We start from the raw sequence: 26269 nt of genomic DNA, 5'->3' as shown, positions 1-26269 counted from the left end.
TATTGTAGGTTAATGGTTGTATCCCCTATAACGCTGGGTTTGGCTGAAATGACGCCTCCGCCAAGCAGTTGTTGATAAGCGCCAGCAGAGGTAATTTGCGCAGATGCAAATTGCCATCATTCGTGAGTATTTATGTTTCGAGTCATTATTGCCGATGATCATCCTATTGTCCGCATCGGGCAAAGAGTCGTGATTGAGGCGAGCGGCAAGTACAAGGTTGTCGGTGAAGCCAGTGGCCCCGACGAGCTGCTGGCGCTGCTAAGCACCACGCCCTGCGACGTTTTGGTCACCGATTTCGCCATGCCGGGCGGGCGCCAGGCCGACGGTTACGTGTTGCTGAGCCTGTTGCAGCGCCTGTACCCGGCGGTGCCGGTAATTCTGGTGACAATGTTTGCCAACATCGTCACATTGCGTGAGTCTTTCGCCCGTGGCGCGCAGGCAATCGTGGCCAAAAGTTCATCGGCCAAAGAATTGCCATTGGCAATCAAGGCGGTGGTGAGCGGCAAGACCTTCGCCAGTGAATGTTTGCGCGAACAGTTAAGCGAGGCCGGCACGGGGGATCAATCGCAACCGCCGAGGTTGTCCGGCAAAGAGCGCGAAGTGGTGCGAATGCTGGCCACCGGCATGACCGTCACGCAGATAGCCGCACGGCTCAATCGCAGTATTTCCACGATCAGCAAACAGAAAGGCACGGCCATGCAACGCCTGTGTATTTCCACGGACGTGGACTTGTTTGCCTATGCCCGCGACGTTGGAATGGTGCCGTAGAAAGTTGCAGTTTATAATTGAACTTAATTAATCAGTGTGCCGGTGGTCATTCGTATTAGTTGTATTCAGCTGGCGTGAATAGTCCTCTATCTTGTCAAGGTCGCCCAACTGTTAATGGGCGGCATTACACACCCGTCTATTAATTAAGTCGAACTTAGCGGTTGGCAGCGCGCCCTGGTGCGCCTGTTGAGTCTGTTAATAAGCGACCGACAGTGAGTCTTGATATGCAACCGTCTCGTGCACTTATTAGCGCCGCGTTTATGCTCGCCGGCGCTTCCACTGTAATGGCCGCGTCCAGCCAGGACCTGAGCGTCACCGGCACTATCACACCGTCAGCCTGTACGGCGCTGATCACCAGCGGAGGCATCGTGGATTACGGAAAAATCTCGGCCCAGGACCTGAATCCTACCGCCGTCACCCTACTGCCCAAGGCCTCTGTGCAGTTGTCGGTCACGTGTTTGGCGCCGACGTTGATGGCCTTCAAAAGCGCGGATAACCGCCCCGGCACCGCGGCAGACCGGGATGAGTCGGTGTCGCGTTTTGGCTTGGGCCTGGCAAGCGGCAATGAAAAAATCGGTTGGTACACACTGACAATGGCCGATGTTATCGCCAACGACCTACCGGCTACCCCGATTGAAACCGTGGATGGCAGTGTATGGTTCGATGCAGGCAATTCTGTCTGGCAACCCGGCTGGATGCGCACCGCCAAGGACCCGAGCCTCCCAACCGCAGCGCCTCTGGCGCTGACCACCTTTAAAGCTGACGTGGTGGTCGCCGCCACCATCACCAACAAGCAGTACCTGCCGATTACCGAAGAAATCAAAATCGACGGCAGTGCCACTCTCGACCTCATCTACCTTTAACTGCGCCGGGCATCACTCAGGTTTGTAGCGAATAGCCGTGGCTTTCCCGCGTCACGCGGATTATCGTTCAGCACCCCTGACCATCGTGCGAACCCTGCCCATGAGTGATGCCCACAACGCCCTGATCACCGAGTTCTACACAGCCTTCCAGCGCCTGGACGCCGAAGCCATGGCGGCCTGTTACAGCGATGATGTGCTGTTCAGTGACCCGGCGTTCGGCGAGTTGCGCGGGCGCGATGCCGGTGATATGTGGCGCATGCTGACCACGCGGGCCAAAGATTTTTCGCTGACCTTCGACCATGTGCGCAGCGATGAAAGCACCGGCAGCGCGCATTGGGTGGCGACTTACCTGTTCAGCGCCACCGGCAACACCGTGGTCAACGACATTGGCGCTCGGTTCGTGTTTCGCGATGGCAAGATCTGCGAGCACCACGACCACTTTGACCTGTGGCGCTGGTCGCGTCAGGCACTGGGCCTCAAGGGGTTGCTGCTGGGCTGGTCGCCTGCGCTGAAAAACGCCGTGCGCGCCCAAGCGCTTAAAGGCCTGAAGGCATTCCAGGCCAGTCGTTGATAAGATTGGCGCTCCTCTGGTTTGCAGCAATCGCCCGTGACTGACACTTCTGAAGCCAAACCCTGGTTCGTCTACCTGGTACGCGCCGCCAACGGTTCACTGTATTGCGGCATCAGCAATGACCCGGTGCGCCGTTTTGCTTCGCATCAAAGCGGCAAGGGCGCGCGGTTCTTTTTGTCGAGCCCGGCGGTGGCGCTGGTCTACACCGAACAGTGCGCCAGCAAGGGTGACGCGCTGCGCCAGGAACGGCTGATCAAACAACTGAAGAAAAGCGTCAAGGAATGCCTGGCCGCAAGTGGCTCATCAGCTTGATTGATCGCTGCCCATCACGCTATTGAATGCCTTTGCGCGCTAAGCTGCGGGTTCACTCGTTTAAGGACCCCAGCATGCCTGAGCTCATTCTTCACCACTACCCGACGTCTCCCTTCGCGGAAAAAGCGCGGCTGTTGCTGGGCTTCAAAGGCTTGTCCTGGCACTCGGTGCTGATCCCGCCAGTGATGCCCAAACCCGACCTGACTGCGCTGACCGGCGGCTACCGCAAAACCCCGGTGCTGCAAGTCGGCGCCGACATTTACTGCGACACAGCGTTGATCGCCCGGCGCCTGGAACAAGAAAAGTCCTCGCCCGCGCTGTTCCCGCTTGGCCAGGAAATGATCAGCCAAACCTTCGCCACCTGGGCCGACAGCGTGGTGTTTGGGCTCGCGGTGAGCCTGGTGTTCCAGCCAGAATCGGTGGCGGTGCGCTTTGGCAAATTAACCCCCGAAGCGGTCAAGGCGTTTATGGCCGACCGCGCCGCGCTGTTCAGCGGTGGTACCGCGAGCAAACTGCCCGCCGAGTTGGCCAAGCACCAATGGCCGGCGATCATGGCGCGTCTGGAGCAGCAACTGCAGCGCGAACCCGGCGACTTTTTGTTCGGCGAGCCTTCGATTGCCGACTTTGCCCTGGCCCACCCGCTGTGGTTTCTCAAGGCCACGCCGGTCACCGCGCCGTTGGTGGATGCTTATCCGGCGGTTTCGGCATGGCTGGCACGCGTGCTCGGCTTTGGCCACGGCACGCCCAGCGAGATGAGCGCCGGGCAAGCCCTGGAGATCGCCCGCAACGCCACGCCTGCGCCGTTGCCGGATGAAGTGTTCGAAGACTTGAATGGCTTCAAGGCCGGCCAGCAGGTGAGCATTGCCGCCATCGACTACGGCGTCGACCCGGTCGCCGGTGAGCTGCTGTTTGCTGGCCGCGAGGAGCTGATCCTGCGGCGTACCGATGCGCGTGGCGGCACCGTGCACGTGCATTTCCCGCGCTTTGGGTTTTGCCTCAAGGCGCATTAATCAAATTATTTTCAATCTGAGGTGAGGTAAACCCACCGCCCATCCGTGTAGTGCTTGAAACTGCGAGCTATTCGCATTAACAGCGTTTTTTACACGGGTTCTCAGAGCATGAAGTCAGCGGCGGGCGGTTGGGTAAAACAGTGGCTGGGAGCCTCGGTATTCACGGTATCGGGGCTGGCATTGCTGCCCTTGAGCGTGGCGCAGGCCCAGGAACAGCAAAGCGCGCAGTTCAACTTCGCGCTGGCGGCCAAACCGCTGCCGCAGGCCTTGAGCGATTTCAGCCGGGTGACCGGCATCAGTGTGATCTACACCGATGAAGCGCCGTATGGCCTGAATGCCCCGGCCGTCAGCGGGCAAATGAGCGCCACCCAAGCCTTGCAACGCCTGCTCGGCAGCTCAGGGTTTACCTTCCGCCAGATCGACGCGCGTACGCTGGCGCTGGAGCCGCTGCCCAGCGCCGGCGCGGTTAACCTTGGCGCGACCACCATCAGCGGCGCCAGCCAAACCCAAGACAGCACCAGCTACCAGCCGCCGCCCACCAGTTCGGTGATGCGCTCGCGTGGCCTGCTGCTGGAAACCCCGCAAACCGTGAATGTGGTGGCCGCCCAAGTGCTGCGCGACCAACAGCCGCGCAACCTCGATGACGCGCTGGGCAACATCAGCGGAATCACCCAGGCCAACACCTTGGCCAGCACCCAGGACGCGGTGATGCTGCGCGGTTTTGGCGACAACCGTAACGGTTCGATCATGCAAGACGGCATGCCGGTGGTGCAGGGCCGCGCGTTGAATGCCACCGCCGAGCGCGTCGAAGTGCTCAAAGGCCCGTCGTCGTTGTTGTACGGCATCCAGGACCCGGGCGGCGTGGTCAATATTGTCAGCAAGAAACCCGAGCTGGTGCAGTCCACCGCCCTGACCGCGCGCGGTTCGACCTTCGGTGACGGCAAAAACGGCAGTGGCGGCAACCTCGACACCACCGGCCCGCTCGGTGACAGCGGCTTGGCTTATCGCTTGGTCGTCGACCATGAAGACGAAGACTACTGGCGCAATTTCGGCACCCACCGTGAAACATTGGTAGCGCCGTCGCTGGCCTGGTACGGCGACACCACTAAAGTGGTGTTCGCCTATGAGCACCGCGAGTTTCTGTCGCCGTTCGACCGTGGCACGGCCATCGACCCCAAGACCAACCACCCGCTGAACATCCCCGCGACGCGTCGCCTGGATGAGCCGTTCAACAACATGGAAGGCCGCTCCGACCTGTATCGCCTGGAAGTCGACCACGACTTGAACGACGACTGGAAAGCCCACGTCGGCTACAGCTGGAACCGTGAAACCTACGACGCCAGCCAGGTGCGCGTCAGCGCCGTCAACGCCAACGGCAGCTTGACGCGCAGAATGGACGGCACCCAAGGCGCGCTCAGCACCGACCGTTTCGCCACCGCCAGCCTGGAAGGCAAGGTCAACGTGCTGGGCATGCAGCACGATTTGGTGTTCGGGCTGGATGACGAATACCGCAAAATCTACCGTGCCGACCTGATCCGTCAGGCCTCGCGCGGCGGCTTTAATTACAACAACCCGGTGTATGGCAACGAAGTCGCGGGCACCACCGTCAGCGCCGCCGACAGCGCCCAGACCGACCTGCTGCGCAGCGACTCGCTGTTCTTCCAGGACGCGATTCACCTGAACGATCAATGGATTCTGGTCGGTGGCGCGCGCTATCAAATGTACGACCAATACGCCGGTAAAGGCGTGCCGTTCACGGCCAACACCAACGGCAATGGCCAGGCGTGGGTGCCGCGTGCGGGCCTGGTGTACCGCTTCACCGATGAGTTGTCGTTCTACGGCAGCTACACCGAGTCGTTCAAGCCTAACTCGACCATCGCCGCATTGGCCGATGGCAGCGTACTGACCGGCGACCTGACGCCTGAAGAGTCCAAGTCCTGGGAGCTGGGGGCCAAGCTCGACATGCCGGGGCGCATCACCGCCAGCGCGGCGTTGTTTGATATTCACAAACGCAATGTGCTGGTCTCGGTCGGTTCCGGCGCGAACACGGTCTACAGCATCGCTGGCGAAGTGCGCTCGCGCGGCCTGGAGCTGGACGTCAGCGGCCAGTTGAGCGACCAGTGGAGCCTGATCGGCAGCTACGCGTTCACCGACGCCCAAGACACCAAAGACCAGGACCCGACGCTGCAAGGCAACCGCCTGCAAAACGTCGCCAAGCACACCGGCTCGCTGTCGGCGGTGTACGACTTCGGCAACATCTTTGGCGGCGATCAACTGCGCGTCGGCGCAGGCGCGCGGTATGTCGGCGAGCGCGCCGGCGATGCGGCCAACGATTTCGACCTGCCGGGCTACACCGTCGCAGACGCGTTTGCCAGCTACGACACCAAAATCGAAGGGCAGAAGGTCAAGTTCCAGCTCAACGTGAAGAACCTGTTCGACCGCACCTACTACACCTCGGCGGCCAGCCGCTTGTTTGTGTCCATGGGTGACGCACGGCAGGTGTCGGTCTCCAGCACGTTGACCTTCTGATGAAACCTTACGCCGGGTTCATCTGCCTGGCGTGACGTGCAGCGCCGATGCGCGGGCCTATGATTTACTTGATTGAACGCAGTGAATTACCCAAGCTGCGCACTTTCGTAGATTCAGGAATGCCAGGCTTATGCGGTTGCGACGATGGATACACGCCAGCGCGATGGCGCTGGGCTTTGGCCTGTTGCTGGCGGGCTGCGCCACGCCTTCAAGCACGGGAACCGGGCGCAGCCTGGATGCATTGCTGGCCGACCCGGCGCTGTATGGCGCCACTGTTTCGCTGACCGTGCGTGACGCGCGCAGTGGCAACACGCTGTATCAGCACAACCCGAGCACGCGGCTGGTGCCGGCTTCCAACCTCAAGCTGCTGACCACGGCGGCGGCGATGGACGTGCTGGGGCCGCAGTACCGTTTTGCCACGCAATTGCTCAGCAACGGTATACGCCAGGGTGATCGCCTGACCGGCAATTTGTACCTGCGCGGCCTGGGTGACCCGACCCTGCAGTTCGCCGATTACCAGGCGCTGGCGGCGCAACTGGCCAGCCAGGGTGTGCGCCAGGTGCAGGGCGACCTGGTGTTCGACGACACCTGGTTTGACGACGAGCGGCTGGGTGTCGATTGGTCGCATGATGACGAAACCACCTACTACGGCGCGCAGATTTCAGCGCTGACCGTGTCACCCAATACAGATTTCGACGCGGGCAGCGTATTGGTCACGGCCAAGGCGCCAGTGCCGGTCGGCCAGCCGGTCAGTGTCGACATCTACCCACCGACCCACTACTTGCAACTGAGTAACCGCGCCGTCAGCGGGCCGGGCAACAGCTACGCGATCAACCGTCGCCATGGCACCAACCTGTTGCAGCTCAGCGGCGCTATCGCGCCGGGCAAGCAGAGCGCGCAATTGGTCAGCGTGTGGGAGCCGACGCAGTTGGTCGCCAACCTGTTTGAGCAAGCGCTGGCGCAGCAAGGCATTACGCTGCTCGGGCGTCGTGTGATCGGCGGCGCAACCCCGGCCACCGCGACGCTGCTGGCCGAGCACCAGTCGGCGCCCTTGCAGGCATTGATCACGCCGCTGCTCAAACTCTCGAACAACAACATGTCCGAAGCCTTGCTCAAGGCGATGGGCCGCCAAAGCGCCAACAACGGCACGGCGGCGGCGGGTGTGGCAGCGGTGGCGGGGTTCCTCAAGCGTCAGGGGCTGGACAGCGCAACGCTGAACCAGGTTGACGGTTCCGGCCTGTCGCGGCGTAACCTGGTGTCGTCGCACACCCTCACCGACCTGCTGCTGGCGGCGAGCAAACAGCCGTGGTTCAACGCCTGGTACAACGCATTGCCGATTGCCGGCAACAGCGACCGCATGACCGGCGGCAGCCTGCGTTATCGCTTGCGCGGCACGCCGGCCGAAAACAACCTGCATGCCAAGACCGGCTCGATGGGCGGCGTGTCGAGCTTGAGCGGTTACATCACCGATGCTCACGGGCGCAAACTGGTGTTTGCCATGCTGACCAACAACTACGTGGTGGCTGGCGCGCAGGTCAAGGCCGTGGAAAATCGTGTGGCGCTGGCGTTGTCACGCTGGGGCGATTGATTCAAGGCTGATAGCCCATCCGCCAACTCACGGCCCGGGTCGCCGCCAGCAAGCGCTGCGCCGCCGGGCCGTGTTCGTCGGCATGGAACAGTGAGGTGGGGCCAACCACGGTCATCACCGCCGCCACTTGCCCGACCGCATTAAACACCGGCGCCGACAACGCATCGACACCCGGCATCAGCAGCCCATGCACAAAATGCAGGCCACGGCGGCGGATTTGTTCGCACGCGCTGGCGTAGGCCTGCTCGTCGGCCAGGGCATGCGCGCTACCGGCCTGCACTTCGCGTTCACGCAGCTCCACGGTTTCCCGCGCGGGCAGGAAAGCGCTGAACACCAGCCCGGTGGACGAACTGAGCAGCGGTAAAACCGAACCCAATTGCGTCACCACAGTGATCGCGCGCACCGCCGGCTCGATATGCACCACCGTCGCGCCCTGGTTGCCCCACACGGCCAGAAAGCAGGTTTCATTCAACTCATCGCGCAACTCCGCCAGCGGCAGCGCGCCGACTTTCAACACGTCCATGCTGCTCAGCGCAGCCAGGCCCACGCGCAACGCTTCGCGGCCCAGGCCGTAATGGTTGGTGGCGGTGTTCTGTTCGGCAAACCCCGAGGCAATCAGCGCCTGCAAATAGCGGTGCACTTTGCTCGCCGGCATTTGCACATGCTCCGCCAGCCGCGACAGCGAGGTGGCCGGCGACAGTTCGGCAAGCGCCTTGAGAATATCGGTGCCCACTTCGGCCGAGCGGACTTTCTGTTTACCGGTGTCGCGGGGCTTTTCCATGGGGGCGCGGGAATCCGAGAGATGAATGGGCGTCTTTATAGCTTGACGCTCAAGAGTGATCAAATTACGTTATGCGTAAACCGATTACGATAAAAATAACAGACCTACAGAGGACGCTGCATGAACCTCGAATACCTGTCGGGCTTCGGCAATCAATTCGCCAGCGAAGCCCTGCCCGGCGCGCTGCCCGTTGGCCAGAACTCGCCGCAAAAAGCCCCCTACGGCCTGTACGCCGAACTGTTCTCCGGCACCGCGTTCACCATGCTCCGCAGCGAAGCCCGGCGCACCTGGCTGTACCGCATTCAGCCGTCGGCCAACCACCCGGCGTTCGTCAAACTTGAACGGCAACTGGCCGGTGGGCCGCTGGGCGCGGTGACCCCGAATCGGCTGCGCTGGAACCCGCTGGAGATGCCCGGCGAGCCCACGGATTTTATCGACGGGCTGGCAGGCATGGTCGCCAACGCGGCGTCGGAACATCCGTCTGGCATCAGCATTTACAATTACCAGGCGAATCGCTCGATGCAGCGGGTGTTCTTCAATGCCGACGGCGAATTATTGATCGTCCCCCAGCAAGGTCGCCTGCGCATTGCCACTGAGTTGGGCGTGCTGGACGTCGAACCGCTGGAAATCGTGGTGCTGCCGCGTGGGCTGAAATTTCGCGTCGAGCTGCTCGATGCTCAAGCGCGCGGCTATGTCGCGGAAAACCACGGCGCGCCGCTGCGCCTGCCCGACCTTGGCCCGATTGGCAGCAATGGCCTGGCCAACCCGCGTGACTTTCTCACCCCGGTCGCGCGGTACGAAGACCTCAAGCAACCGACCACACTGGTGCAGAAGTTCCTCGGCGAGCTGTGGGCCTGCGAGCTGGACCATTCGCCGCTGAACGTGGTGGCCTGGCACGGTAATAACGTGCCGTACAAATACGACCTGCGCCGCTTCAACACCCTCGGCACCGTGAGTTTTGACCACCCGGACCCGTCGATTTTCACCGTATTGACCTCGCCCACCAGCATGAACGGCCTGGCCAACCTCGACTTCGTGATTTTTCCGCCGCGCTGGATGGTCGCGGAAAACACCTTCCGTCCGCCGTGGTTCCACCGCAACCTGATGAACGAATACATGGGCTTGATCCAGGGCGCGTACGATGCCAAGGCCGAGGGTTTCCTGCCCGGCGGCGCGTCGCTGCACAGCTGCATGAGCGCCCACGGCCCTGATGGCGAAACCTGCACCAAGGCGATCAACGCAGAGCTGGCGCCGCACAAGATCGATAACACCATGGCCTTCATGTTCGAGACCAGCCAAGTGTTGCGCCCCACCCAGTTCGCCCTTGAATGCGCGCAACTGCAAACCCGCTATGACGCGTGCTGGGCCTCGCTGCCCGCCGCCTTCAACCCGAACCGGAGATAACCCATGACTCAGCCCACACTTGCCCGCAGCTGGGTGAACTCCGCCAATGGCCACCGCGATTTCCCCCTGCAAAACTTGCCGCTGGGCGTGTTCAGCATCCACGGCTCGGCACCGCGCAGTGGCGTGGCGATTGGCGACTCGATTCTGGACCTGCACGCGGCGCTGGACGAATTTCACGGCGATGCCCGGCGCGCGGTTGAAGCGGCCGCCGGTGGCCAGTTGAATGCATTCTTCGAACTCGGCCGTGGCCCGCGCGTCGCCTTGCGCGAGCGCCTGTTGGAACTGCTCGCCGAAGGCAGCCCGTTGCAAGCGCGCGAGGCGCAGGTGCTGCACCGCGCCGCCGACTGCGAGTTGCATTTACCCGCGAAAATCAGCGACTACACCGACTTCTATGTGGGCATCGAACACGCGCAAAACGTCGGCAAACTGTTCCGCCCTGATAGCCCCTTGCTGCCTAACTACAAATACGTGCCGATTGGTTACCACGGTCGCGCCTCGACTGTTCGCCCCTCGGGCACGCAGGTGCGGCGCCCTAAAGGCCAGACACTGCCCGCCGGCCACACCGAGCCGACGTTCGGCCCGTGCGCACGCCTGGATTTTGAATTGGAACTGGGCATTTGGATCGGCCAGGGCAATGCCATTGGCGACGCGATTGCGATTGGCGATGCCGCCGAGCATATCGCCGGTTTCTGCCTGCTCAACGATTGGTCGGCGCGCGATATTCAGGCGTGGGAATACCAGCCGCTGGGGCCGTTTTTGTCGAAAAGCTTCATCACCAGCATCTCGCCATGGGTCGTCACGGCAGAGGCGCTGGAGCCATTTCGCAGCGCCCAACCGGCGCGCCCCGAAGGTGACCCGCAGCCGCTGTCTTACCTGCTGGACCGGCGTGATCAAGCGGCTGGCGGCTTTGATATCGAATTGGAGGCGTTGCTGACCACCGCCGCCATGCGCGAACAGAATCTGCCGGCCCATCGCCTGACGCTGAGCAACACCCAGTACATGTACTGGACCGTGGCGCAAATGGTCGCGCATCACAGCGTCAACGGTTGCCAGTTGCAGGCCGGTGACCTGTTTGGTTCGGGCACCTTGTCGGGGCCGCAGCCAGCGCAATTCGGCAGCCTGTTGGAGATCACCGAAGGTGGTAAAAAGCCGATTGAATTGGCCTCCGGCGAAGTGCGCAAGTTCCTTGAGGATGGCGATGAAATCATCCTGCGTGCGCGTTGCAGCCGCGAAGGTTTTGCCTCCATCGGCTTCGGTGAATGCCGTGGCACTGTGGTCGCGGCGCGCTAAGGGGGCAGGGTGATGGAACTCTATACCTATTACCGCTCGACTTCGTCGTACCGGGTGCGTATCGCCTTGGCGCTCAAAGGGCTGGACTTCACGGCGCTGCCGGTGAATCTGCTGGTGCCGGCAGGCGGCGCCAATCGCCAGCCCGAGTACCTGGCGATCAATCCGCAGGGCCGCGTGCCGGCCTTGCGCACCGACGACGGCGACCTGTTAATTCAATCGCCGGCGATCATCGAGTACCTGGATGAACGTTATCCACAGGCGCCGCTGCTATCGAAAAACCTGGTAACCCGTGCGCATGAGCGCGCGGTGGCGTCGATCATCGGCTGCGATATTCACCCGCTGCATAATTCCAGCCCGCAGAACCTGCTGCGGCAGTGGGGGCATGATGAGGCGCAAGTGCTTGAGTGGGTCGGGCACTGGGTCAGCCAGGGTTTGGCGGCGGTGGAGCAGTTGATTGGCGACACGGGGTTTTGTTTTGGCGAGCAGCCGGGGCTCGCGGACGCGTTTCTGATTCCGCAGTTGTATGCAGCGGAGCGCTTCAAGGTGCCGCTGGCGGCCTACCCGCGAATCGGCCGGGTGGCCGCATTGGCGGCGCAGCATCCGGCGTTTGTGCAGGCGCATCCGGCTAATCAGCCGGATACACCCTGAGTTTTTGTGAGAATTGGGCTTGTTGTGGCAAGCCAACTAGCCACAGCAAGCCAAGTATTTTCAGTGCACGACCGAGCCAGGCGGCAGGCTGCCCAGCCGTTCGGTCAGGCGCAGGCGCTGGATCGGGTCTTCGCTGAGCAATAACGCATGCTCCAAATCAAAGCGCTCGGCGCTGGGGCAATCCAGGCGTTGGTACAGGCTGGCCCGCGCCAGGTAGTCGGCGGCGCTGGCATTGCCCAGCTCCAGCACGCGTTCGGCATCGACCAATGCGGCCAGCGGCGCGTCGTTGGAGAGGTGCAGTTGGCGCAGGTTGCGAGACAAGCGTTGCAGGATCGAGCGCGGCTCGGCGGTAATCAGGTGGTCGGCGTGCAACTTAAGGTTCGGCCCGTACTGACGGTGCAGCAATTCGCGGCAGTCATTCGGGTACAGGCGCCGCCCGCCGCACGGGTCGAGCAAATGATCGGCACCGGGCACGCGCAGCAAAAAATGCCCCGGAAAGTTCACGCCGACCATGGGGATGTTCAAGCGCCGTGCCATCTCCAGCGCGATCAGGCCCATGGCCAGGGGTTGCCCGCGTTTGCGCTGAAGCACTTGGTCGAGCAACGCGGCGGCGGGGCGCAGCGGGCTAAAGTCGTCCTGGGCATACCCGAGGTCGTTCATCCGTCGCAGCAGTGGCTGGCCGAGTTCATCTGCCGGCAACAGCGGCATGCCGGTGCTGAGCTGTTGTTGCAGCACGCTGAGTTCTTGCAGGATCACCGGCGGCCGCACGTCCGAGTCGTGCTCGGCAGCAATCCACAGCGCCGCTTCAAACAGCGCAGGGGGTGAACGGTCCAGGCAGGCGAAAAAAGCTTTGCGGGGATTCATTGCATTCTCCGGCGTATGCTCTCGTTTTAGCCTTGCTGCGAATTTTCGTCCAGTGACTTAATAAATTTCCTACCTGCTTATGTCACAGGTCCCACAAAATCGGCTCGGCTTATTCCAGCGCGCTTCAGCAGTTTTCTACCGCAAGCCTATACTTGGCCTCTAACAGACGTGATCCGGGAGCTTGACGATGTTTGCTCTCATGCACAGCAACCGCCTTGAATCGCTGCACCTGAGCATCGACCCGGTGACCGGGCTGAAAGCCGTGATAGCCATTCATAACAGCCGCTTGGGCCCAGCCTTGGGCGGTTGTCGCTATCTCGCCTACCCCGACGATGAAAGTGCCGTGGCCGATGCCGCGCGCCTCGCCCGTGGCATGAGCTACAAAGCCGCGCTGGCCGGCCTGCAGGTGGGCGGCGGCACGGCGGTGATCATCCGCCCGGTGCACGTCGAAAGCCGCGCGGCCTTGTTTGAGGCGTTTGGCCGCTGCATCGAAAGGCTCGACGGCCGCTTCATCACCGCCATCGACAGCGGCACCTCGGTGGCCGACATGGACTGCATCGCTCAACACACCCGCTTCGTCACCAGCACCACCGCCGCCGGCGACCCCGCGCCGCATGCCGCCATGGGCGTGTTCACCGGCATTCGCACCACCGCCATGGCGCGCTTGGGCAGCGACAACCTCGAAGGCTTGCGCGTGGCGGTTCAAGGCCTCGGCAATGTAGGTTATGCATTGGCCGAACAACTGCACGCCGCCGGCGCCGAACTGTTGGTCAGCGACATCGACCCCGGCAAAGTGCAACTGGCCATGGAACAACTTGGCGCCCACCCCATCGCCAACGACGCCTTGCTCAGTACGCCCTGCGACATCCTCGCGCCCTGCGGCCTCGGCGCCGTGTTCAACCGGCACAGCGTCGGCCAACTGCGCTGCGCGGCCGTGGCCGGTTCCGCCAGCGCGCAACTGAGCAACCTCGACATGGCCGACCAGTTGGAGGCGCGCGGTATCCTCTACGCCCCGGACTACGTGATCAACTCCGGCGGCCTGATCTACGTCGCGCTCAAACACGGCGGCGCCGAGCTGGCCGACATCACCGCGCACTTGTCGAACATCGGCACCCGCCTCACCGAAATATTCGCCCACGCCCAAGCCGAAAAACGCTCACCCGCACGCGTCGCAGACGAATTGGCCGAGCGCCTGCTGTACAAATAAGCCAGGCATTAAAAAGGCCCTGAATCGTTGATTCAGGGCCTGTTCAATTCGGGCTTACTCCGCCGCAGCGTTGAGCAACTCGGACAATGCATCCGGTTGGCTCTTGAACGCCTTGGCAAACACATCGCGATTCTTCGCCATGTAGATACCGGCTTCTTCCACCTGCTGCTCGCTCAGCGACGGCACGGCTTTTTGCAACACTTCTGCCAGCAACTCAGCGAGTTCAAGCATTTTGTCATGACGATCAGCTTCGGCTTTATCCATGAACAAACGCTCCAGATCTCGGCTGCTGCGGTATACCACTTCGACGGCCATTCACCACCTCACATGCCTTCACGATAGTTGTCTTTTGCGACTACTGTATTTATATACAGCAAAAAGAGTAAGCCAAACCACCGGGTTTGGATAGTAGTTTTTTAATGTAGCCGGGAAATAGGGGTTTGCTACAACGGAAATTTCTGACAACTTGCCGGGGTTGCGCTGGGATTGCCCGGTGGCTTACCTTCCCTGGGCGCTGCACATGCAGCGAGCGGGCTTGGCGGCCCGGTTGGAAAGCGCAACACGTCCCAAAGAATTGCAGTCGCGTTTTGCGTCTGCATTCTTATGTAATGACGGGTTGCGCAGGGACCCTTCGGGGTGCCGGGTTCTTTCCTTACCGGTCCGCCAACCTTGTGCAATCCGTCACCTAATCTGCTTGGCGGCAGATGGTGATGGTTTCATTTCTAAGGAACTGTGCCATGAAAAAAATCTCTCCCAACCCCCCGTCCAACGAATCCACGTTGTTCAGTGTCACGCCTGAAGCTGACACCGAAACCCTACTGGCCAACGCCAGCGAAACCTTAAGCAGTGCCCGTGAAATGGCCAATACGCTGGCATTTGACCTTGAAGGTCCGCAGCGAAGCCTGGTACTGGCTATTCACCAGTTGGTTGAAATGGGCGGCCTGCTTGTCGAACGAGCACTGGAGCAAGTCGCCCCAGCCTGACGCCAATCCGGCGCTCGCAAGCCTGTTCTGGCTTACACACCTGTTCAGGCCTGCGAGGTTATCGTGGCGAGCGCGCCCTTTGTGGCGAGCGGGCTTGCTCGCGTTGGGCTGCGAAGCGGCCCCAATTCAGGCGATGATGTTTTTTCAGGTAAAACCGGGTTGCAGGTTTCAGGGCCGCTACGCGGCCCATCGGGAGCAAGCCCCCTCGCCACAGGTTATGTGTTTGCCTTGTGTCTCATGTCAGGCGGCCATCATCTCACTTCCCAGCCTCTGGCCTTTTTTCTGCATGCAGAATAACCGTCACGTCCAACCCGCATTATCCGGTCGAGCCGACCTAAGGAAACATCATCGTGAAAATCAACTGGGCCGAAAGGCTGCGCCAGCAAGTCCATGGGCTGGCTGAGTCGCTGGGCAATTTGTTCGTCGAGACCTTCCACTACCTGGCGCTGTTCGCCATTGGTGCGGTGACCGCTTGGGCCGCGGTGATGGAATTTCTGGGAATGCTGGAGAACGGTCACATCAAGATCGATGACATCTTGCTGCTGTTCATCTACCTGGAATTGGGCGCGATGGTCGGGATTTACTTCAAGACGAAGGTCTACGTTACTAACATTTTTTATTTCGGACGAAAAACGACCAAAAGCCCTGCGCCTTCTAGGTTTTTGCTTGCATAGGCGAAGCTCAAAGGCTAACCCGTGCCATACGATATCGCCTCGGTAAATTTTTGTTACAGGCTCAACACCGGCTATGCACGCATGATGGCTTTCAGCTATTGCGTAAGGGGGTTCTTACCGGTAGCCTCGCCGTGCATCCCTTGCCTACGATTAAACTGGGTTGTTCAAATGCGACCCGATTCAGCAATGCTAGAAGCAACAGCCAGTGGTTCCATTGGCTTTACGATGATACCTATGAGTCTATAGGGTGAAACGCAGGCGAGGGATGCATTTTGAAACTAGACTCGACTTTGAGTGTCGATGGACTTGCTAGCTTGTTAGGTACGAGCTATATAAAAATAAAGCATTTTTATTATAAGCCAAATACTTCTGCCTATTACTCGACGTTTGAAATAGATAAAAAGAGCGGTGGAAAGCGCAAAATAATGTCGCCTGAAGAAAGGCTGAAAACTTTGCAGCGCCGTTTAAAATTGCTTCTTGAAGGTGTGTATGTTTCCAAAAAACAGGTTAATGCTTTTGTAAAAGACAGGTCAATAGTTACTAACGCCAAAAGCCATACACGTAAAAAGTTTGTACTCAATATTGATTTGGAAGATTTTTTTACTACTATTACATTTGCTCGCATCAGAGGTTTGCTAATTGCCAAGCCTTACGCTTTACAACCAAGTGTGGCGACTGTAATTGCGCATTTAGCGACCGTGCATGGATTCCTGCCGCAAGGCTCACCTTGCTCTCCTATTTTATCTAATATGGTCTGTAGCTCTATGGACCGACAGCTATTAAGTTTGGCCAAGGCGCATAGGGCAGAATATAGCAGATATGCGGATGATATTAGCTTTTCGTTTTACGACAATCTGCAATTTATTTCGGAAGATATTGTAGAGACAGTCAAGAGCGATGGTTTACATAATCATTATCAAAGCCAAACTGGTCAAGCATTGGAGTCGATTATTCTAAGGTCGGGATTCAAAATAAATGAGTCTAAAGTTAGGCTGCAAGGTCGATACGAACGCCAGGTAGTTACTGGGCTGGTTGTAAATAAAAAAGTTAATGTTGATAGGCAATATATCCGCAAGACAAGTGCAATGATTCACTCCATTTCAACTGATGGGCTTACTCTCGCTCGAGAAAAATTTAAGAGTAAAGTAAAAGATTCTTCCGTAATGTTAGATGCGCATCTCCAAGGTCGCTTGCTGTTTATTAAGCAAGTTGTCACCGTGGATAGCATTGTATATAAGCGGCTGGCAAAGAAATTTAATCTTTTGGAGATAGATTACAAGGTTCCTCTGGGTAAATCTAAAAGTGTCCGTGGTCTTGAGTCTAGGCGATATAGTAAGTGGTATGATGAAAGGTGCTGGGTAATAGAGTCAGAGTTATCCACTCCTGAAGAGTTTGACTGTTCTCAAGGAACGGGTTTCGCAATAAAAGGAGGTTACATAATAACCTGTGCGCATGTAGTCAAGCTGAAAGGGGGCATCGCTAAAGATATAAGTTTGTGTCGCGTGTCGAAACGCGGAGAAGTATATAAGGCTTCCGTCATTGTCTGTGACGACAATAGGGATTTGGCTGTTTTAAAAATTGTAGAGCCTGCTTTGGCGATTTTGCCGTACTTTGATATGTCTGAAACCATTGCCGATATTGGCGATGGGGTGGATATTTTAGGATTTCCCAATGATAAACTTGGTGCTACCCATGTAGGGCGCCAAAAAGCATCCGTTCGTAATAAATTTGCTATATCTGCTGTGACGTTTTGCCAAATAGATAAGGAGCTTTACTCTGGCAACAGCGGAGGGCCAGCTCTAAATGAGGATGGTGACTTGATTGGGGTTGTTACTAGTGGGAATGATGGTGACGGCTTCAATGACCATAGCCGCTTTGTCTGCATTTCGGAATTGAAGAAGGTAATGCAAGAGTTGTTGAAAGCCGGCAATGAAAAAGTTCTTGTATGAGTTTACTTAACATTTTAAATGATAAATAAAATTTTGATAATTTTTGTTTGCACAAGGCAATGATTTCATGACAGATATTAAATGGGCTGAACGGCTGCGCAAGAGCCTTCATAGTGGGGCTGATTCGTTGGGTAATCTGCTTGTAGAGGCGTTTCATTACCTAGCACTTTTTGGAATCGGGGCAGTGACGGTTTACGCGGGAATTTCTACGTTTGTAGGGATGCTGCAACAGCCGAAAATCTCGGTCGATGATATTTTGCTGCTTTTCATTTTCCTTGAGTTGTTAGCCATGAGCGGCATTTATTTTCGTACAAATCACATGCCTTTGCGTTTTCTTCTTTATATTGGCGTAACGGCTTTGATTAGGCTTTTGATTAGCGACGTTTCACATCATAATGCGCCAGATATGGGGATTATTTATGTGTGTGGCGGAGTGTTGCTTCTGGCCTTGTCGATTCTTGTGGTTAGATATTCATCTTCGAAATATCCTTCCGTTAAGGATAAGTCTGAAAGCTGATTCCATAATTACGCCAGTATTTTTAAATTGATATTGGTTCTCGCGATTCGTGGTTCACTAATAGGGAGTTTTCAATGAGTAATACGCCGCTATCAAGCGCTGAACACGGTAAGATTTTGTTGTTTATCCTTCTCATGATTCCTACGCTATTTTTCGTGGGTGTACTTCCTGTTTTGTTTTTGATAATAGGCTTTGTCATGCTCCGTAGGACGAAAGACTTTTCATATGTCGATATGGCTGTTCGTGGTGCGGCAATATACATGTGGATTGGTTTTTTAATTTGCGCTGGTGTCGTTGCATGGAATGCCATAACTTGGGATAAGTCTGGTTCATACGACAGCCGTGACCAAGCTCACCTGATGGTCAATTTTTCTATCATTGGTGCGATTATATTTGGATATAAATTCGCACTGACAAAGCTTCTTTTCGAGCCACTTGTTGCACATAAGGAATGGGTTGAGTTAAATGGTGTATTTTCTAGTAAGGCTAAAAGTCAAGAGGCTGAAATAGACATCATCAAAGGAGAGCGCCTGAAATCTTTCTCTGTCGCGGATGAGCTGATAAAATGGGCGAAGTTGAAAGAGGATGGGCATATCTCTGAACAAGAATTTAATGACGCTCGAAAGAAACTTCTGCATAGAGAGTGAATAAAGCAGCTAAAACCCGCCTGCCTGGTGGGTTTCTAGGTGTGTTAGCTAAAGAATCCTTAAAGATTATCTATTTAAATATTTCATTTGCGAGTGTTTTCTGTTTTCTGGATTGGGTTTAGTTCGGGATGGGTTTTCTTAACGCTATCCAAAATAAGTAAGGCTTTTAAATGGTTCAGTTTCCGTTCAATCCACTATCCCTAGTCAATCGTCTTCGCTTCCAATGAATTTCTTTGAGCATTATTTCTTCCGTGCCGGTCTGCTTGTCGGCAATTTCTAAAATGCTGAATCTGAAATTTTCGGCAAAATTTTCACCTCGCTTTTTGTGAAGTTCACGAATGCGTTTGTTTTCACCGTGTCCATTTTTCGAGTACGTGACCCATCTATCCCACAATCCTCCGGTGCCGGTGGCAGAGCCCACATAAAGCTGGTGTTCACCATCTGTTCTGTCTGAAATGAGATACACACCTGCCACGCTCGATAGCGCCGTTCGCCAAGATTCAATACTTTGGCTTACGATAATTTTCAGTTCTCGATGGCTAACGTCTACTTCTTTGAATCCGGGGAATTTGCTGACTGTCATTGGTTTTTCAAGAATCGAGGAAACCACCATGCTTTAAGGCACGTTTCGAGATAGAGATAATTAGCCCGTGGTTTGGTGTAGTCGAGAATCAAGCGTCCATCAAGCTCAGCGAATTCTCGCACTCTGCGGTAGTCATACACGTATTCACGATTTTCCTTCACACCCTTCATTTCGCAGGCTTTCAGCGAGTCGTAAACGCCAGCTAGCAGCCACCTCTTCGTGCCGGGTAGCTCCACCAGTCCTATGACGTACTGACATTCAAAATTCTTACGGGTTTGCCACGATTGCCACTTATCAAAACCACCTTCTAGGTACACATCCATAGGGTGTTCTAACCCATTATGTTGAGCCAAGTGGACTTTCGTATTCTTCGAGGTGAGTGTGGGCAGAACGCTTGTGAGAAGCTGCATTAGCATTGATAGTTGGCCTTGGCAATTTTACGAACGGCAATCGTCAATCTTCTTTCACGTAGGGCGCTATAAGTCAAGGGCCTAATTCAAGGTCTAGGGTTCGGTTCTGACTCCACCTGCTCCGTAGTTTTGGAAAATTAATGGTAGCGAAAAATATTAAATATTTTTTTAAAAAATTCCCGGCTAAATCGTCAAGACCAACCACATGCCGGTGCGCTTTCTGATCTACGTGGCAATCACCGCATTAACCCGCCTGCTGATCTCCAACGTGTCCCACCACAACCCGCCCGACATCGGCATCATCTACCTGTGCGGCGGTATTCTGCTGTTGGCGTTCTCGATTCTGGTGGTGCGCTACGCGTCGTCGGCCTTCCCGTCGGTGAAGATCGAAGGCCCGCGCCGCAAGGGCGGGGCCAGCCTGGAGACCGAGAAGGGCGAGCTTTAAAGCCCGGCGCTTAAGGGCAGAGGACGGGCCGGCGGTGGTTGCAAGAGTTTGTGACTGTCGCCGTCGGTCATTACCGCCAGAATCTCCATGGCGCTGTGGCCGTGTTCGATGGCGATGCCGAACTGAATGCTTTGTACCAGGCGTTTGAGGCGTTGCGGGTCGTTGCGTTGTTCGGCGCTGATCATGCGTTTGGCGACCACGCCCTCCTCGTTGGAGAGGGTGAGCATGATGCTGCCATCCAGCCGCTGGATGCTCAGGTTGACTCGGTAATTGGGCGTGAAGGTGTCGGTGATGATCTGAAAAGGATTGTCCATGGTGCGTTACCGCCTGATAAGAACATGCAGTCATTGACGACCGGTGTCGGGTTTAGTTCGCGTTGCCTGACCGCCGGCCACTCCATCGCTGAGGTTTCACAAGGTCCGTTTTCCCTCAAAGGCTGTACAGCAAGGTGCGTGCCGTACAGCTATTTTCAGTCAGCGATAAACCACTGTGGGAGGTGGCTTGCTGCCGATGGCGGTGGTTCAGCCGAGTATTTATTGGCTGAACCACCGCTATCGGGAGCGAGCCCCTCCCACATTTTTTTGCAGTGCGCTTGAGGCGGGTGACCTGTTTCAGGGCAGTCGCGCAAAAACGATCGCAGACAGCGCAGTCAGCACTCGACCCAATTGACTGCGAGGCCGCCGCGTGAGGTTTCCTTGTATTTGTCGTGCATGTCGGCGCCGGTATCGCGCATGGTGCGAATGACCCGGTCGAGGGAGATAAAGTGTTTGCCGTCGCCGCGCAGGGCCATTTGCGTGGCGTTGATCGCCTTGACCGCAGCGATCGCATTGCGCTCGATGCAGGGCACTTGCACCAGGCCGCCGACCGGGTCGCAGGTCAGGCCGAGGTTGTGTTCCAGGCCGATTTCGGCGGCGTTTTCCAGTTGCTCCGGGGTCGCGCCGAGAATGTCGGCGAGGCCGGCGGCGGCCATCGCGCAGGCCGAGCCGACTTCGCCCTGGCACCCGACTTCGGCACCCGAGATGGAGGCGTTTTTCTTGCAGAGAATGCCGACCGCCGCAGCGGCCAGGAAAAAATTCACCACGTCGTCATCTGACGCGTCGGGGTTGAACTTCATGTAGTAATGCAGCACCGCCGGGATGATGCCCGCCGCGCCATTGGTCGGCGCGGTGACCATGCGCCCGCCGGCGGCGTTTTCTTCGTTGACGGCGAGGGCGAACAGGTTGACCCATTCCATCGCCGACAAGGTTGAGGTGATGACATTCGGTTTGCCGATTTCGAGCAAGGCACGGTGCAACTTCGCCGCGCGGCGTGGCACGTCCAGCCCGCCCGGCAAGATGCCTTCATGGCGCAAGCCCTGCTCGACACATTCGCGCATTACCGACCAGATATGCAGCAGGCCACTGCGGATCTCTGCATCGCTGCGCCAAGCGCGCTCATTGGCCAGCATCAATTCGGAAACCCGCAGGCCGTGCTCATTGCACAGGGCCAACAGCTCGACGGCGCTGGAAAAGTCGTAGGGCAACACCACGTCACTGGCAGGCGCGATGCCGGAGGCGGCTTCTTCAGCTTCGATGATAAAACCACCGCCTACCGAGTAGTAGGTTTGCTCACTGAGCAGGCCGTTGTCGCCATACGCGTGCAGGGACATGGCGTTGGGGTGGTAGGGCAGGCTTTCGTCCAGCAGCAGGAGGTCGGTGCGCCAGTTGAAGGCAATTTCCTGTTTGCCGGCGAGTAGCAGCCTGCCGGATTCGCGCAGTTGCTGGATACGCGTGTTTATCGAGGCGGGATCGACTTGATCCGGCCATTCGCCCATCAGGCCCATCACGCAGGCGCGGTCAGTAGCATGGCCGATGCCGGTGGCAGACAGCGAGCCGTACAGGCGCACTTCGACACGGCGCGTGGCGCTCAGCAGTTGTTGGCCTGCCAGCGCGTGGGCAAAGGTCGCCGCCGCGCGCATGGGGCCAACGGTGTGCGAGCTGGAGGGGCCGATGCCGACTTTGAATAGATCGAAAACGCTGATAGCCATGCTTAAGCCTTACGAGCAATGCAAAAGAATTCGCTGCCATGTTTTGTAGCGCAGGCGGGATTAGCGCGATACTGATCCTCTGGATTGGCACTGACCAACGAATTATCCTAAGACACCCTTTAGCAGGACTAAACACTATGGCTCGCCCTATGCATGCTCAAACGTATGTCTGGCTGCACGTTTTTTCCTGTGCGGCGCGGCATTTGTCGTTCACCCGCTGCGCTGAAGAGCTGCACATCACGCCGGGGGCGGTGAGCCAGCAAATTCGCCAGTTGGAGGAACGTTTGGGCTTTCGGCTGTTTCACCGGCGCGCGCGCGGCGTGGAACTGAGTGCCGAAGGGCAGCGCCTGGCCGCGACCGTGGGGGAGGCCTACGGCAGTATTGATGCCGAGTTGCAGCGGTTGGACGCGGGCATGATCAGCGGCACGTTGCGCCTGCGCTCGATTCCCTCGTTCCTCGGCAAGTGGCTGACCCCGCGTTTGCCGCGCTTGCAACAACGTTTCCCGGACATCCAGCTGCGCCTGGTGGCCGAGGACAGCAGCGTTGCCCTGCACGAGGGCGATTTTGACTTGGCCATCGACTTGAATGACGGCAGTTACCCCGGCCTGTTATCCACAGCCTTGCTTGATGAGCAGATTTTTCCGGTGTGCGCCCCCAGTTTGCTGCGCGGTCGACCACCGCTGCATGGCCCGGCCGACCTGGTGCATTTTCCGCTGTTGCATGACATCACTGCCTGGCGTGGGAGTTATGAGTACGCCGAGTGGGAGTTCTACCTGAATGCCATCGGCTACCACGGCGCTGATGTACGGCGCGGGCATACCTTCAATCGCAACCACCTGACCATCGAGGCCGCCATCGCCGGCATGGGCGTGGCCATCGCGCGGCGCACCTTGCTTAACGATGAGCTGGAGCGCGGCACCTTGATCGTGCCGTTTGGCCTCGCCGTGCCGAACCACAAACGTTACGTGTTGCTGTATGCGCCAGGTGCGTTGAACCATCCGGGCGTGCGCGCGGTGCATGACTGGCTGGTGGAGGAAGCGGGGGCTTTTCGCGTTTTGCACCCGTTGGGAGAGGGCACTTATACGGATCGTTTGGCGTAAGCAGATGTAACTAACTCCCCACCCTAACAGCGTTTTTGCTCCTCGTCAGACTTAATTTGTAAAGTGGGATTTATCTTTGCAAAGGGCTTGAAATGTTCTTCCGAGTGCTCAATTGTGTAATCAAGAGGTCATCGTTACACCGTACCGGTGTTGCAGTTGTGGCCTCTCGCGAGCTAGCTGAAATAAGGGAAGAACTATGCAAATCCAAGTCAATAGCGATAACCATATTGAAAGCAGCATCCGACTGGAGGAGTGGGTACGTACTACCATTGAGAGCACGCTCGAACGTTATGAAGAAGACCTGACCCGGGTTGAGGTCTACCTGAAAGATGAGAACGGCGACAAGCCCGGTCCTCACGATTTAAGCTGCCGCCTGGAAGCACGGCCAAAGGGCCATCAGCCGGTCTCTGTGCTGCACAAGGCCGATACGCTTGAACAGGCGATCGACGGCGCTGCCAACAAGCTCGACCATGCTCTGGAACATCTGTTTGGCAAACTGCAAGGCAAGCCGCGCGCTGCCGGGAAAACCCAGCCGACCATCAAAGTCAACGAAGATGAGCTTGAACAGGAGTTTCTGGAAAAAGAACGCGCCGTGTTTAACAACGGATAGCTGACAGTTCTTTGATCCCTACAAAAACGGGCCTGCAATTGCAGGCCCGTTTTTGTTATGTCGACCAAAAGCGTGACGCGCGGTTAGAACGCGATGGAGGTTTGCACGTACACCGTGCGCGGCTCGCCTACGTACTTGCCTTTGTTGTTGTCGTCGAACGAGCGCGTGTAGTACTGCTTGTTGAGGATGTTTTTCACACCGACCGCCACGTTCAAGTCCGACAGCTGTGGGCCGAAGTCATACGCCGCGCGGCTGCTGAACAGCATGTAACCGGGGATGCGCCCGGTGCTGCCGTCAGCACTTTCGGCCTGGGTGTTGGCGTTGTCGGCGAACTGGCTGCTCTGGTAGCTGCTGTCCAGGTTGAGCTTCCAGCGGCCTTCGGTGTAACCGACGCCCAAGGTGCCTTTGTGCTTGGACGAGAAGGGCACGCGGTTGCCTTTGTTCGCGCCGTCTTCGCGGATGGTCGCATCGACGTAGGCGTAGGTGGCGTACACATCAAAACCTGCCAGCGCCGGGCTCAACCCGTCGAGCGCATAGTTGATGCTCGACTCGATGCCTTGGTGGCGCGTTTCGCCACGCGCGATCACCGAATCGTTGGTCTGGTTGCTGTCGTACTGGTTGTCGAAGTTGATCAGGAACGCGCCGATCTCCGCGCGTAACGTGCCGTTGTCATAGCGCGTGCCGAGTTCCCAGGTGCGCGCCTTTTCCGGTTTGACTTCGCCGCTGGTCACGCGGTTTGGCATCTGGCTGTACTGCACGCTGCCGAACGAGCCTTCGGTGTTGGCGTAAAGGTTCCAGTCTGCGGTGAGGTGGTAGAGCACGTTCAATGCCGGCAGCGCGGTGTTGTAGTCGCCCTTGTACTTCACGTTGGTCAGGTTGTTGGTCTGCTGCGACTCGATCATCTCGTAGCGCACGCCCGGGGTGATGGTCCACTTGCCAATATCAATGCGGTCGTCGACGAAAAACGCATTGGCCTCGGTGGCGCCACGCGTGTCGCGGTCGTTGCGGCTATTGGTGTCGGGCATTTGCTGGTTGGCGGTGATCGGCGTGCGGTAGCGCAATTCGTGGCCGGCTTCGTTGATGTAGCGGTAGCCGATGCCGACTTCATGGCTGCTCGGGCCGAGGTCGAAGCCTTGCGCAAAGCGGGTTTCCAGGCCGCGTACCCAGTACTCGCGTGGCGACAGCGAGAGGAAGTTGCCCTGGTCCAGGTAGCCATTACGCAAGGTGGTGGTGAAGAAGGTGTTGGCGGTGAATTCGCGGCGGTCTTCCTGGTAGCGGTAACCGGCGTTGAACATCGTACGGCGGCCCCAGAATTTGTCGTAGGGGCGGGTCGACTGGTACGGATCAGCCTTATAGTCCTTGACGTTCAAGCCGCCCGGCATATCGGCCTGGCCTTCGTAGTACTGCGCCATGGCATTGAAGCTGTTGGCGTCGTCCAGTTGGTATTTGCCCTTGAGGATCAGGTCGTCGATACGCGTGTTGCTGTTTTCGCGCCAGTCGCCGCCACGCGTGCCGGAATACAGGATCGCGCCGCCGAGGCCGTTGTCAGCAGTGCCGCCGGCCAGCAGGTTGCCGGTGGTTTTGAAGCCGTCGTGGCTGGAAGATGGGCTGGTTTCAGTCTGCAAACCGCCTTTGACCGTTGGCGCATCCGGGATTGCGCGGGTCACGAAGTTGACGATGCCGCCGACGTTTTGCGGGCCGTAGCGCACCGCGCCGCCGCCGCGCACCACGTCCACGGCGTCCATGTTGCCCATGCTGATCGGCGCGAAGGACAGTTGCGGTTGACCATACGGCGCAAACGGCACCGGGATGCCGTCCATCAGCACGGTGGAGCGCGACGCCAGGCGTGGGTTGAGCCCGCGAATACCGAAGTTCAGCGCCATGTCATGGCTGCCGGTGCCGTTGTTGTCCGGTGCGTTGACGCCGGGGATGCGGTTGAGCACGTCGCGGGCTTGAGTGGCGCCCTGGCGCTCGAATTCCTCGCGGCGGATCACGTCACGCGCGCCGGCGTGTTCGAACACGTTGGTTTGCGCCGCGTCGCCGAGCCAGTCGCCGACCACGCTGGAGGTTTGCAGCTCAAGGGTGGCGGGCGCGCTGGCCGGTTGCACGCTGTAGGCGTTGCCGCCCTCGGCGCGCGCTTGCAGGCCGGTGCCTTCAAGGAGTTTTTGCAGCCCTTCAGCGGTGCTGAAATTGCCCGACAAACCACGGCTCTGCAGGCCGGCCGTGACCTCTGAGCCGAACGAAATCAACACCCCCGACTCGCGCCCGAATTGATTAAGGGCGGCTTCCAGCGACGCCGGGGCGATGTGATACGGCTTGGCATCGGCCGCCATTACCGGCGGCAGCACGCTGAGGCTGAGGCTGGCGCCGAGTAGCAGTTGGCGCAAGGTGCGGGCGAGAAGGGTCGGTTGCTGGGGCATTAAGGGCGGTCCTGAGAAGGAAGGATCAAGGTGGCTTTCCTTCTCTGTCACGCGAGGTGTGGAAAACGGC

General features: G+C 58.1%; 25 protein-coding genes and 2 pseudogenes. 19 read left to right on the top strand and 8 right to left on the bottom strand.

The window, feature by feature from the left end; translation table 11 throughout:
- The first annotated feature begins 132 nt into the window (after window positions 1-132).
- The 7 genes from AO240_RS15555 (at window position 133) to dacB (ending at window position 7641) form a co-directional block, all read left to right on the top strand.
- Window positions 133-768 carry a response regulator transcription factor gene (locus AO240_RS15555; RefSeq protein WP_099237220.1) on the top strand — a complete coding sequence of 212 codons (636 nt, stop codon included), beginning with the start codon at window positions 133-135 and terminating at the stop codon, window positions 766-768.
- A gap of 224 nt (window positions 769-992) precedes the next feature.
- On the top strand, window positions 993-1631 hold the full coding sequence (locus AO240_RS15550) for a DUF1120 domain-containing protein (RefSeq protein ID WP_099237219.1): 639 nt from the start codon (window positions 993-995) through the stop codon (window positions 1629-1631).
- A gap of 100 nt (window positions 1632-1731) precedes the next feature.
- Window positions 1732-2202, top strand: coding sequence for a nuclear transport factor 2 family protein (locus tag AO240_RS15545; RefSeq protein ID WP_099237218.1), 471 nt, complete (start codon window positions 1732-1734; stop codon window positions 2200-2202).
- Between the two features lie 36 nt (window positions 2203-2238).
- Window positions 2239-2514, top strand: coding sequence for a GIY-YIG nuclease family protein (locus AO240_RS15540; RefSeq protein ID WP_099237241.1), 276 nt, complete (start codon window positions 2239-2241; stop codon window positions 2512-2514).
- A gap of 74 nt (window positions 2515-2588) precedes the next feature.
- On the top strand, window positions 2589-3524 hold the full coding sequence (locus tag AO240_RS15535; RefSeq protein ID WP_099237217.1) for a glutathione S-transferase family protein: 936 nt from the start codon (window positions 2589-2591) through the stop codon (window positions 3522-3524).
- A 108-nt stretch (window positions 3525-3632) separates the two neighbouring features.
- A complete protein-coding gene (locus AO240_RS15530) occupies window positions 3633-6053 on the top strand; it encodes a TonB-dependent receptor (RefSeq protein WP_099237216.1) in 2421 nt (806 codons plus the stop codon).
- 130 nt (window positions 6054-6183) lie between these two features.
- Window positions 6184-7641, top strand: a complete 1458-nt coding sequence (dacB, locus tag AO240_RS15525) for a D-alanyl-D-alanine carboxypeptidase/D-alanyl-D-alanine-endopeptidase (protein ID WP_099237215.1) — start codon at window positions 6184-6186, stop codon at window positions 7639-7641.
- A 1-nt stretch (window position 7642) separates the two neighbouring features.
- Here the strand turns inward: dacB and AO240_RS15520 are convergent, their stop codons facing one another.
- Window positions 7643-8422, bottom strand: coding sequence for an IclR family transcriptional regulator (locus tag AO240_RS15520; RefSeq protein ID WP_099237214.1), 780 nt, complete (start codon window positions 8420-8422; stop codon window positions 7643-7645).
- 120 nt (window positions 8423-8542) lie between these two features.
- Between AO240_RS15520 and hmgA the strand changes: the two genes are divergently transcribed.
- From hmgA to maiA, 3 genes are read left to right on the top strand one after another with little or no spacing between them, the layout of a single operon-like run.
- Complete coding sequence (gene hmgA / locus AO240_RS15515) at window positions 8543-9826, top strand: homogentisate 1,2-dioxygenase (RefSeq protein ID WP_099237213.1); 1284 nt, start codon at window positions 8543-8545, stop codon at window positions 9824-9826.
- 3 nt (window positions 9827-9829) lie between these two features.
- Window positions 9830-11116: a fumarylacetoacetase gene (fahA, locus tag AO240_RS15510; RefSeq protein ID WP_099237212.1), complete on the top strand. Its 1287-nt coding sequence runs from the start codon at window positions 9830-9832 to the stop codon at window positions 11114-11116.
- A 12-nt stretch (window positions 11117-11128) separates the two neighbouring features.
- Window positions 11129-11764, top strand: a complete 636-nt coding sequence (gene maiA / locus AO240_RS15505; RefSeq protein ID WP_099237211.1) for a maleylacetoacetate isomerase — start codon at window positions 11129-11131, stop codon at window positions 11762-11764.
- A gap of 60 nt (window positions 11765-11824) precedes the next feature.
- Here maiA and AO240_RS15500 read toward each other — a convergent pair whose 3' ends face one another.
- A complete protein-coding gene (locus AO240_RS15500) occupies window positions 11825-12628 on the bottom strand; it encodes a SirB1 family protein (RefSeq protein ID WP_099237210.1) in 804 nt (267 codons plus the stop codon).
- 187 nt (window positions 12629-12815) lie between these two features.
- On the opposite strand from AO240_RS15500, the gene AO240_RS15495 reads away from it, so the two are divergent.
- The gene (locus AO240_RS15495) at window positions 12816-13835 is read left to right on the top strand and encodes a Glu/Leu/Phe/Val dehydrogenase dimerization domain-containing protein (RefSeq protein WP_099237209.1); all 1020 of its coding nucleotides are present in this window, start codon (window positions 12816-12818) and stop codon (window positions 13833-13835) included.
- 54 nt (window positions 13836-13889) lie between these two features.
- Here AO240_RS15495 and AO240_RS15490 read toward each other — a convergent pair whose 3' ends face one another.
- Window positions 13890-14150: a YebG family protein gene (locus tag AO240_RS15490; protein WP_003171979.1), complete on the bottom strand. Its 261-nt coding sequence runs from the start codon at window positions 14148-14150 to the stop codon at window positions 13890-13892.
- A gap of 422 nt (window positions 14151-14572) precedes the next feature.
- On the opposite strand from AO240_RS15490, the gene AO240_RS15485 reads away from it, so the two are divergent.
- The 5 genes and pseudogenes from AO240_RS15485 to AO240_RS15465 all read left to right on the top strand — a co-directional run bounded on the left by AO240_RS15485 (window position 14573) and on the right by AO240_RS15465 (window position 18605).
- A complete protein-coding gene (locus AO240_RS15485; RefSeq protein ID WP_099237208.1) occupies window positions 14573-14818 on the top strand; it encodes a DUF6124 family protein in 246 nt (81 codons plus the stop codon).
- A gap of 350 nt (window positions 14819-15168) precedes the next feature.
- Window positions 15169-15411: pseudogene (locus AO240_RS15480) on the top strand (phosphate-starvation-inducible PsiE family protein); the annotation flags it as partial.
- Window positions 15412-15764: 353 nt separating this feature from the next.
- Window positions 15765-17441, top strand: a complete 1677-nt coding sequence (locus AO240_RS15475; RefSeq protein ID WP_143505387.1) for a trypsin-like peptidase domain-containing protein — start codon at window positions 15765-15767, stop codon at window positions 17439-17441.
- A 67-nt stretch (window positions 17442-17508) separates the two neighbouring features.
- A complete protein-coding gene (locus AO240_RS15470) occupies window positions 17509-17958 on the top strand; it encodes a phosphate-starvation-inducible protein PsiE (RefSeq protein ID WP_099237205.1) in 450 nt (149 codons plus the stop codon).
- A gap of 74 nt (window positions 17959-18032) precedes the next feature.
- Window positions 18033-18605 carry an SHOCT domain-containing protein gene (locus AO240_RS15465; RefSeq protein WP_099237204.1) on the top strand — a complete coding sequence of 191 codons (573 nt, stop codon included), beginning with the start codon at window positions 18033-18035 and terminating at the stop codon, window positions 18603-18605.
- Between the two features lie 175 nt (window positions 18606-18780).
- Here AO240_RS15465 and AO240_RS28990 read toward each other — a convergent pair whose 3' ends face one another.
- Entirely contained in the window at window positions 18781-19188 is a 408-nt protein-coding gene (locus tag AO240_RS28990; protein WP_256585962.1) for a GIY-YIG nuclease family protein, read from the bottom strand.
- Window positions 19185-19511: a hypothetical protein gene (locus AO240_RS28985; RefSeq protein WP_256585961.1), complete on the bottom strand. Its 327-nt coding sequence runs from the start codon at window positions 19509-19511 to the stop codon at window positions 19185-19187. The genes AO240_RS28990 and AO240_RS28985 overlap by 4 nt, the downstream gene beginning before the upstream one ends.
- A 280-nt stretch (window positions 19512-19791) precedes the next feature.
- Between AO240_RS28985 and AO240_RS15455 the strand changes: the two are divergent.
- Window positions 19792-20043: pseudogene (locus tag AO240_RS15455) on the top strand (phosphate-starvation-inducible PsiE family protein); the annotation flags it as partial.
- On the opposite strand, the gene AO240_RS15450 reads toward AO240_RS15455, so the two are convergent.
- Together AO240_RS15450 and AO240_RS15445 are read right to left on the bottom strand one after the other, a co-directional pair.
- Window positions 20040-20357, bottom strand: coding sequence for a DUF3509 domain-containing protein (locus AO240_RS15450; RefSeq protein WP_058411972.1), 318 nt, complete (start codon window positions 20355-20357; stop codon window positions 20040-20042). The pseudogene AO240_RS15455 and the gene AO240_RS15450 overlap by 4 nt on opposite strands.
- A gap of 335 nt (window positions 20358-20692) precedes the next feature.
- Window positions 20693-22069: an L-serine ammonia-lyase gene (locus AO240_RS15445; RefSeq protein ID WP_099237202.1), complete on the bottom strand. Its 1377-nt coding sequence runs from the start codon at window positions 22067-22069 to the stop codon at window positions 20693-20695.
- Window positions 22070-22206: 137 nt separating this feature from the next.
- Between AO240_RS15445 and AO240_RS15440 the strand changes: the two genes are divergently transcribed.
- On the top strand, window positions 22207-23169 hold the full coding sequence (locus AO240_RS15440; RefSeq protein ID WP_099237201.1) for a LysR substrate-binding domain-containing protein: 963 nt from the start codon (window positions 22207-22209) through the stop codon (window positions 23167-23169).
- Between the two features lie 196 nt (window positions 23170-23365).
- A complete protein-coding gene (locus tag AO240_RS15435) occupies window positions 23366-23779 on the top strand; it encodes an HPF/RaiA family ribosome-associated protein (protein ID WP_058411969.1) in 414 nt (137 codons plus the stop codon).
- 83 nt (window positions 23780-23862) lie between these two features.
- Here the strand turns inward: AO240_RS15435 and fecA are convergent, their stop codons facing one another.
- A complete protein-coding gene (gene fecA / locus AO240_RS15430; RefSeq protein ID WP_099237200.1) occupies window positions 23863-26199 on the bottom strand; it encodes a TonB-dependent Fe(3+) dicitrate receptor FecA in 2337 nt (778 codons plus the stop codon).
- Window positions 26200-26269 lie beyond the last annotated feature (70 nt).

The sequence above is a fragment of the Pseudomonas sp. ICMP 460 genome (genome assembly GCF_002723595.1).
GTDB lineage: Bacteria > Pseudomonadota > Gammaproteobacteria > Pseudomonadales > Pseudomonadaceae > Aquipseudomonas > Aquipseudomonas kitaguniensis.
This window is presented reverse-complemented; position numbering and strand designations above follow the sequence as displayed.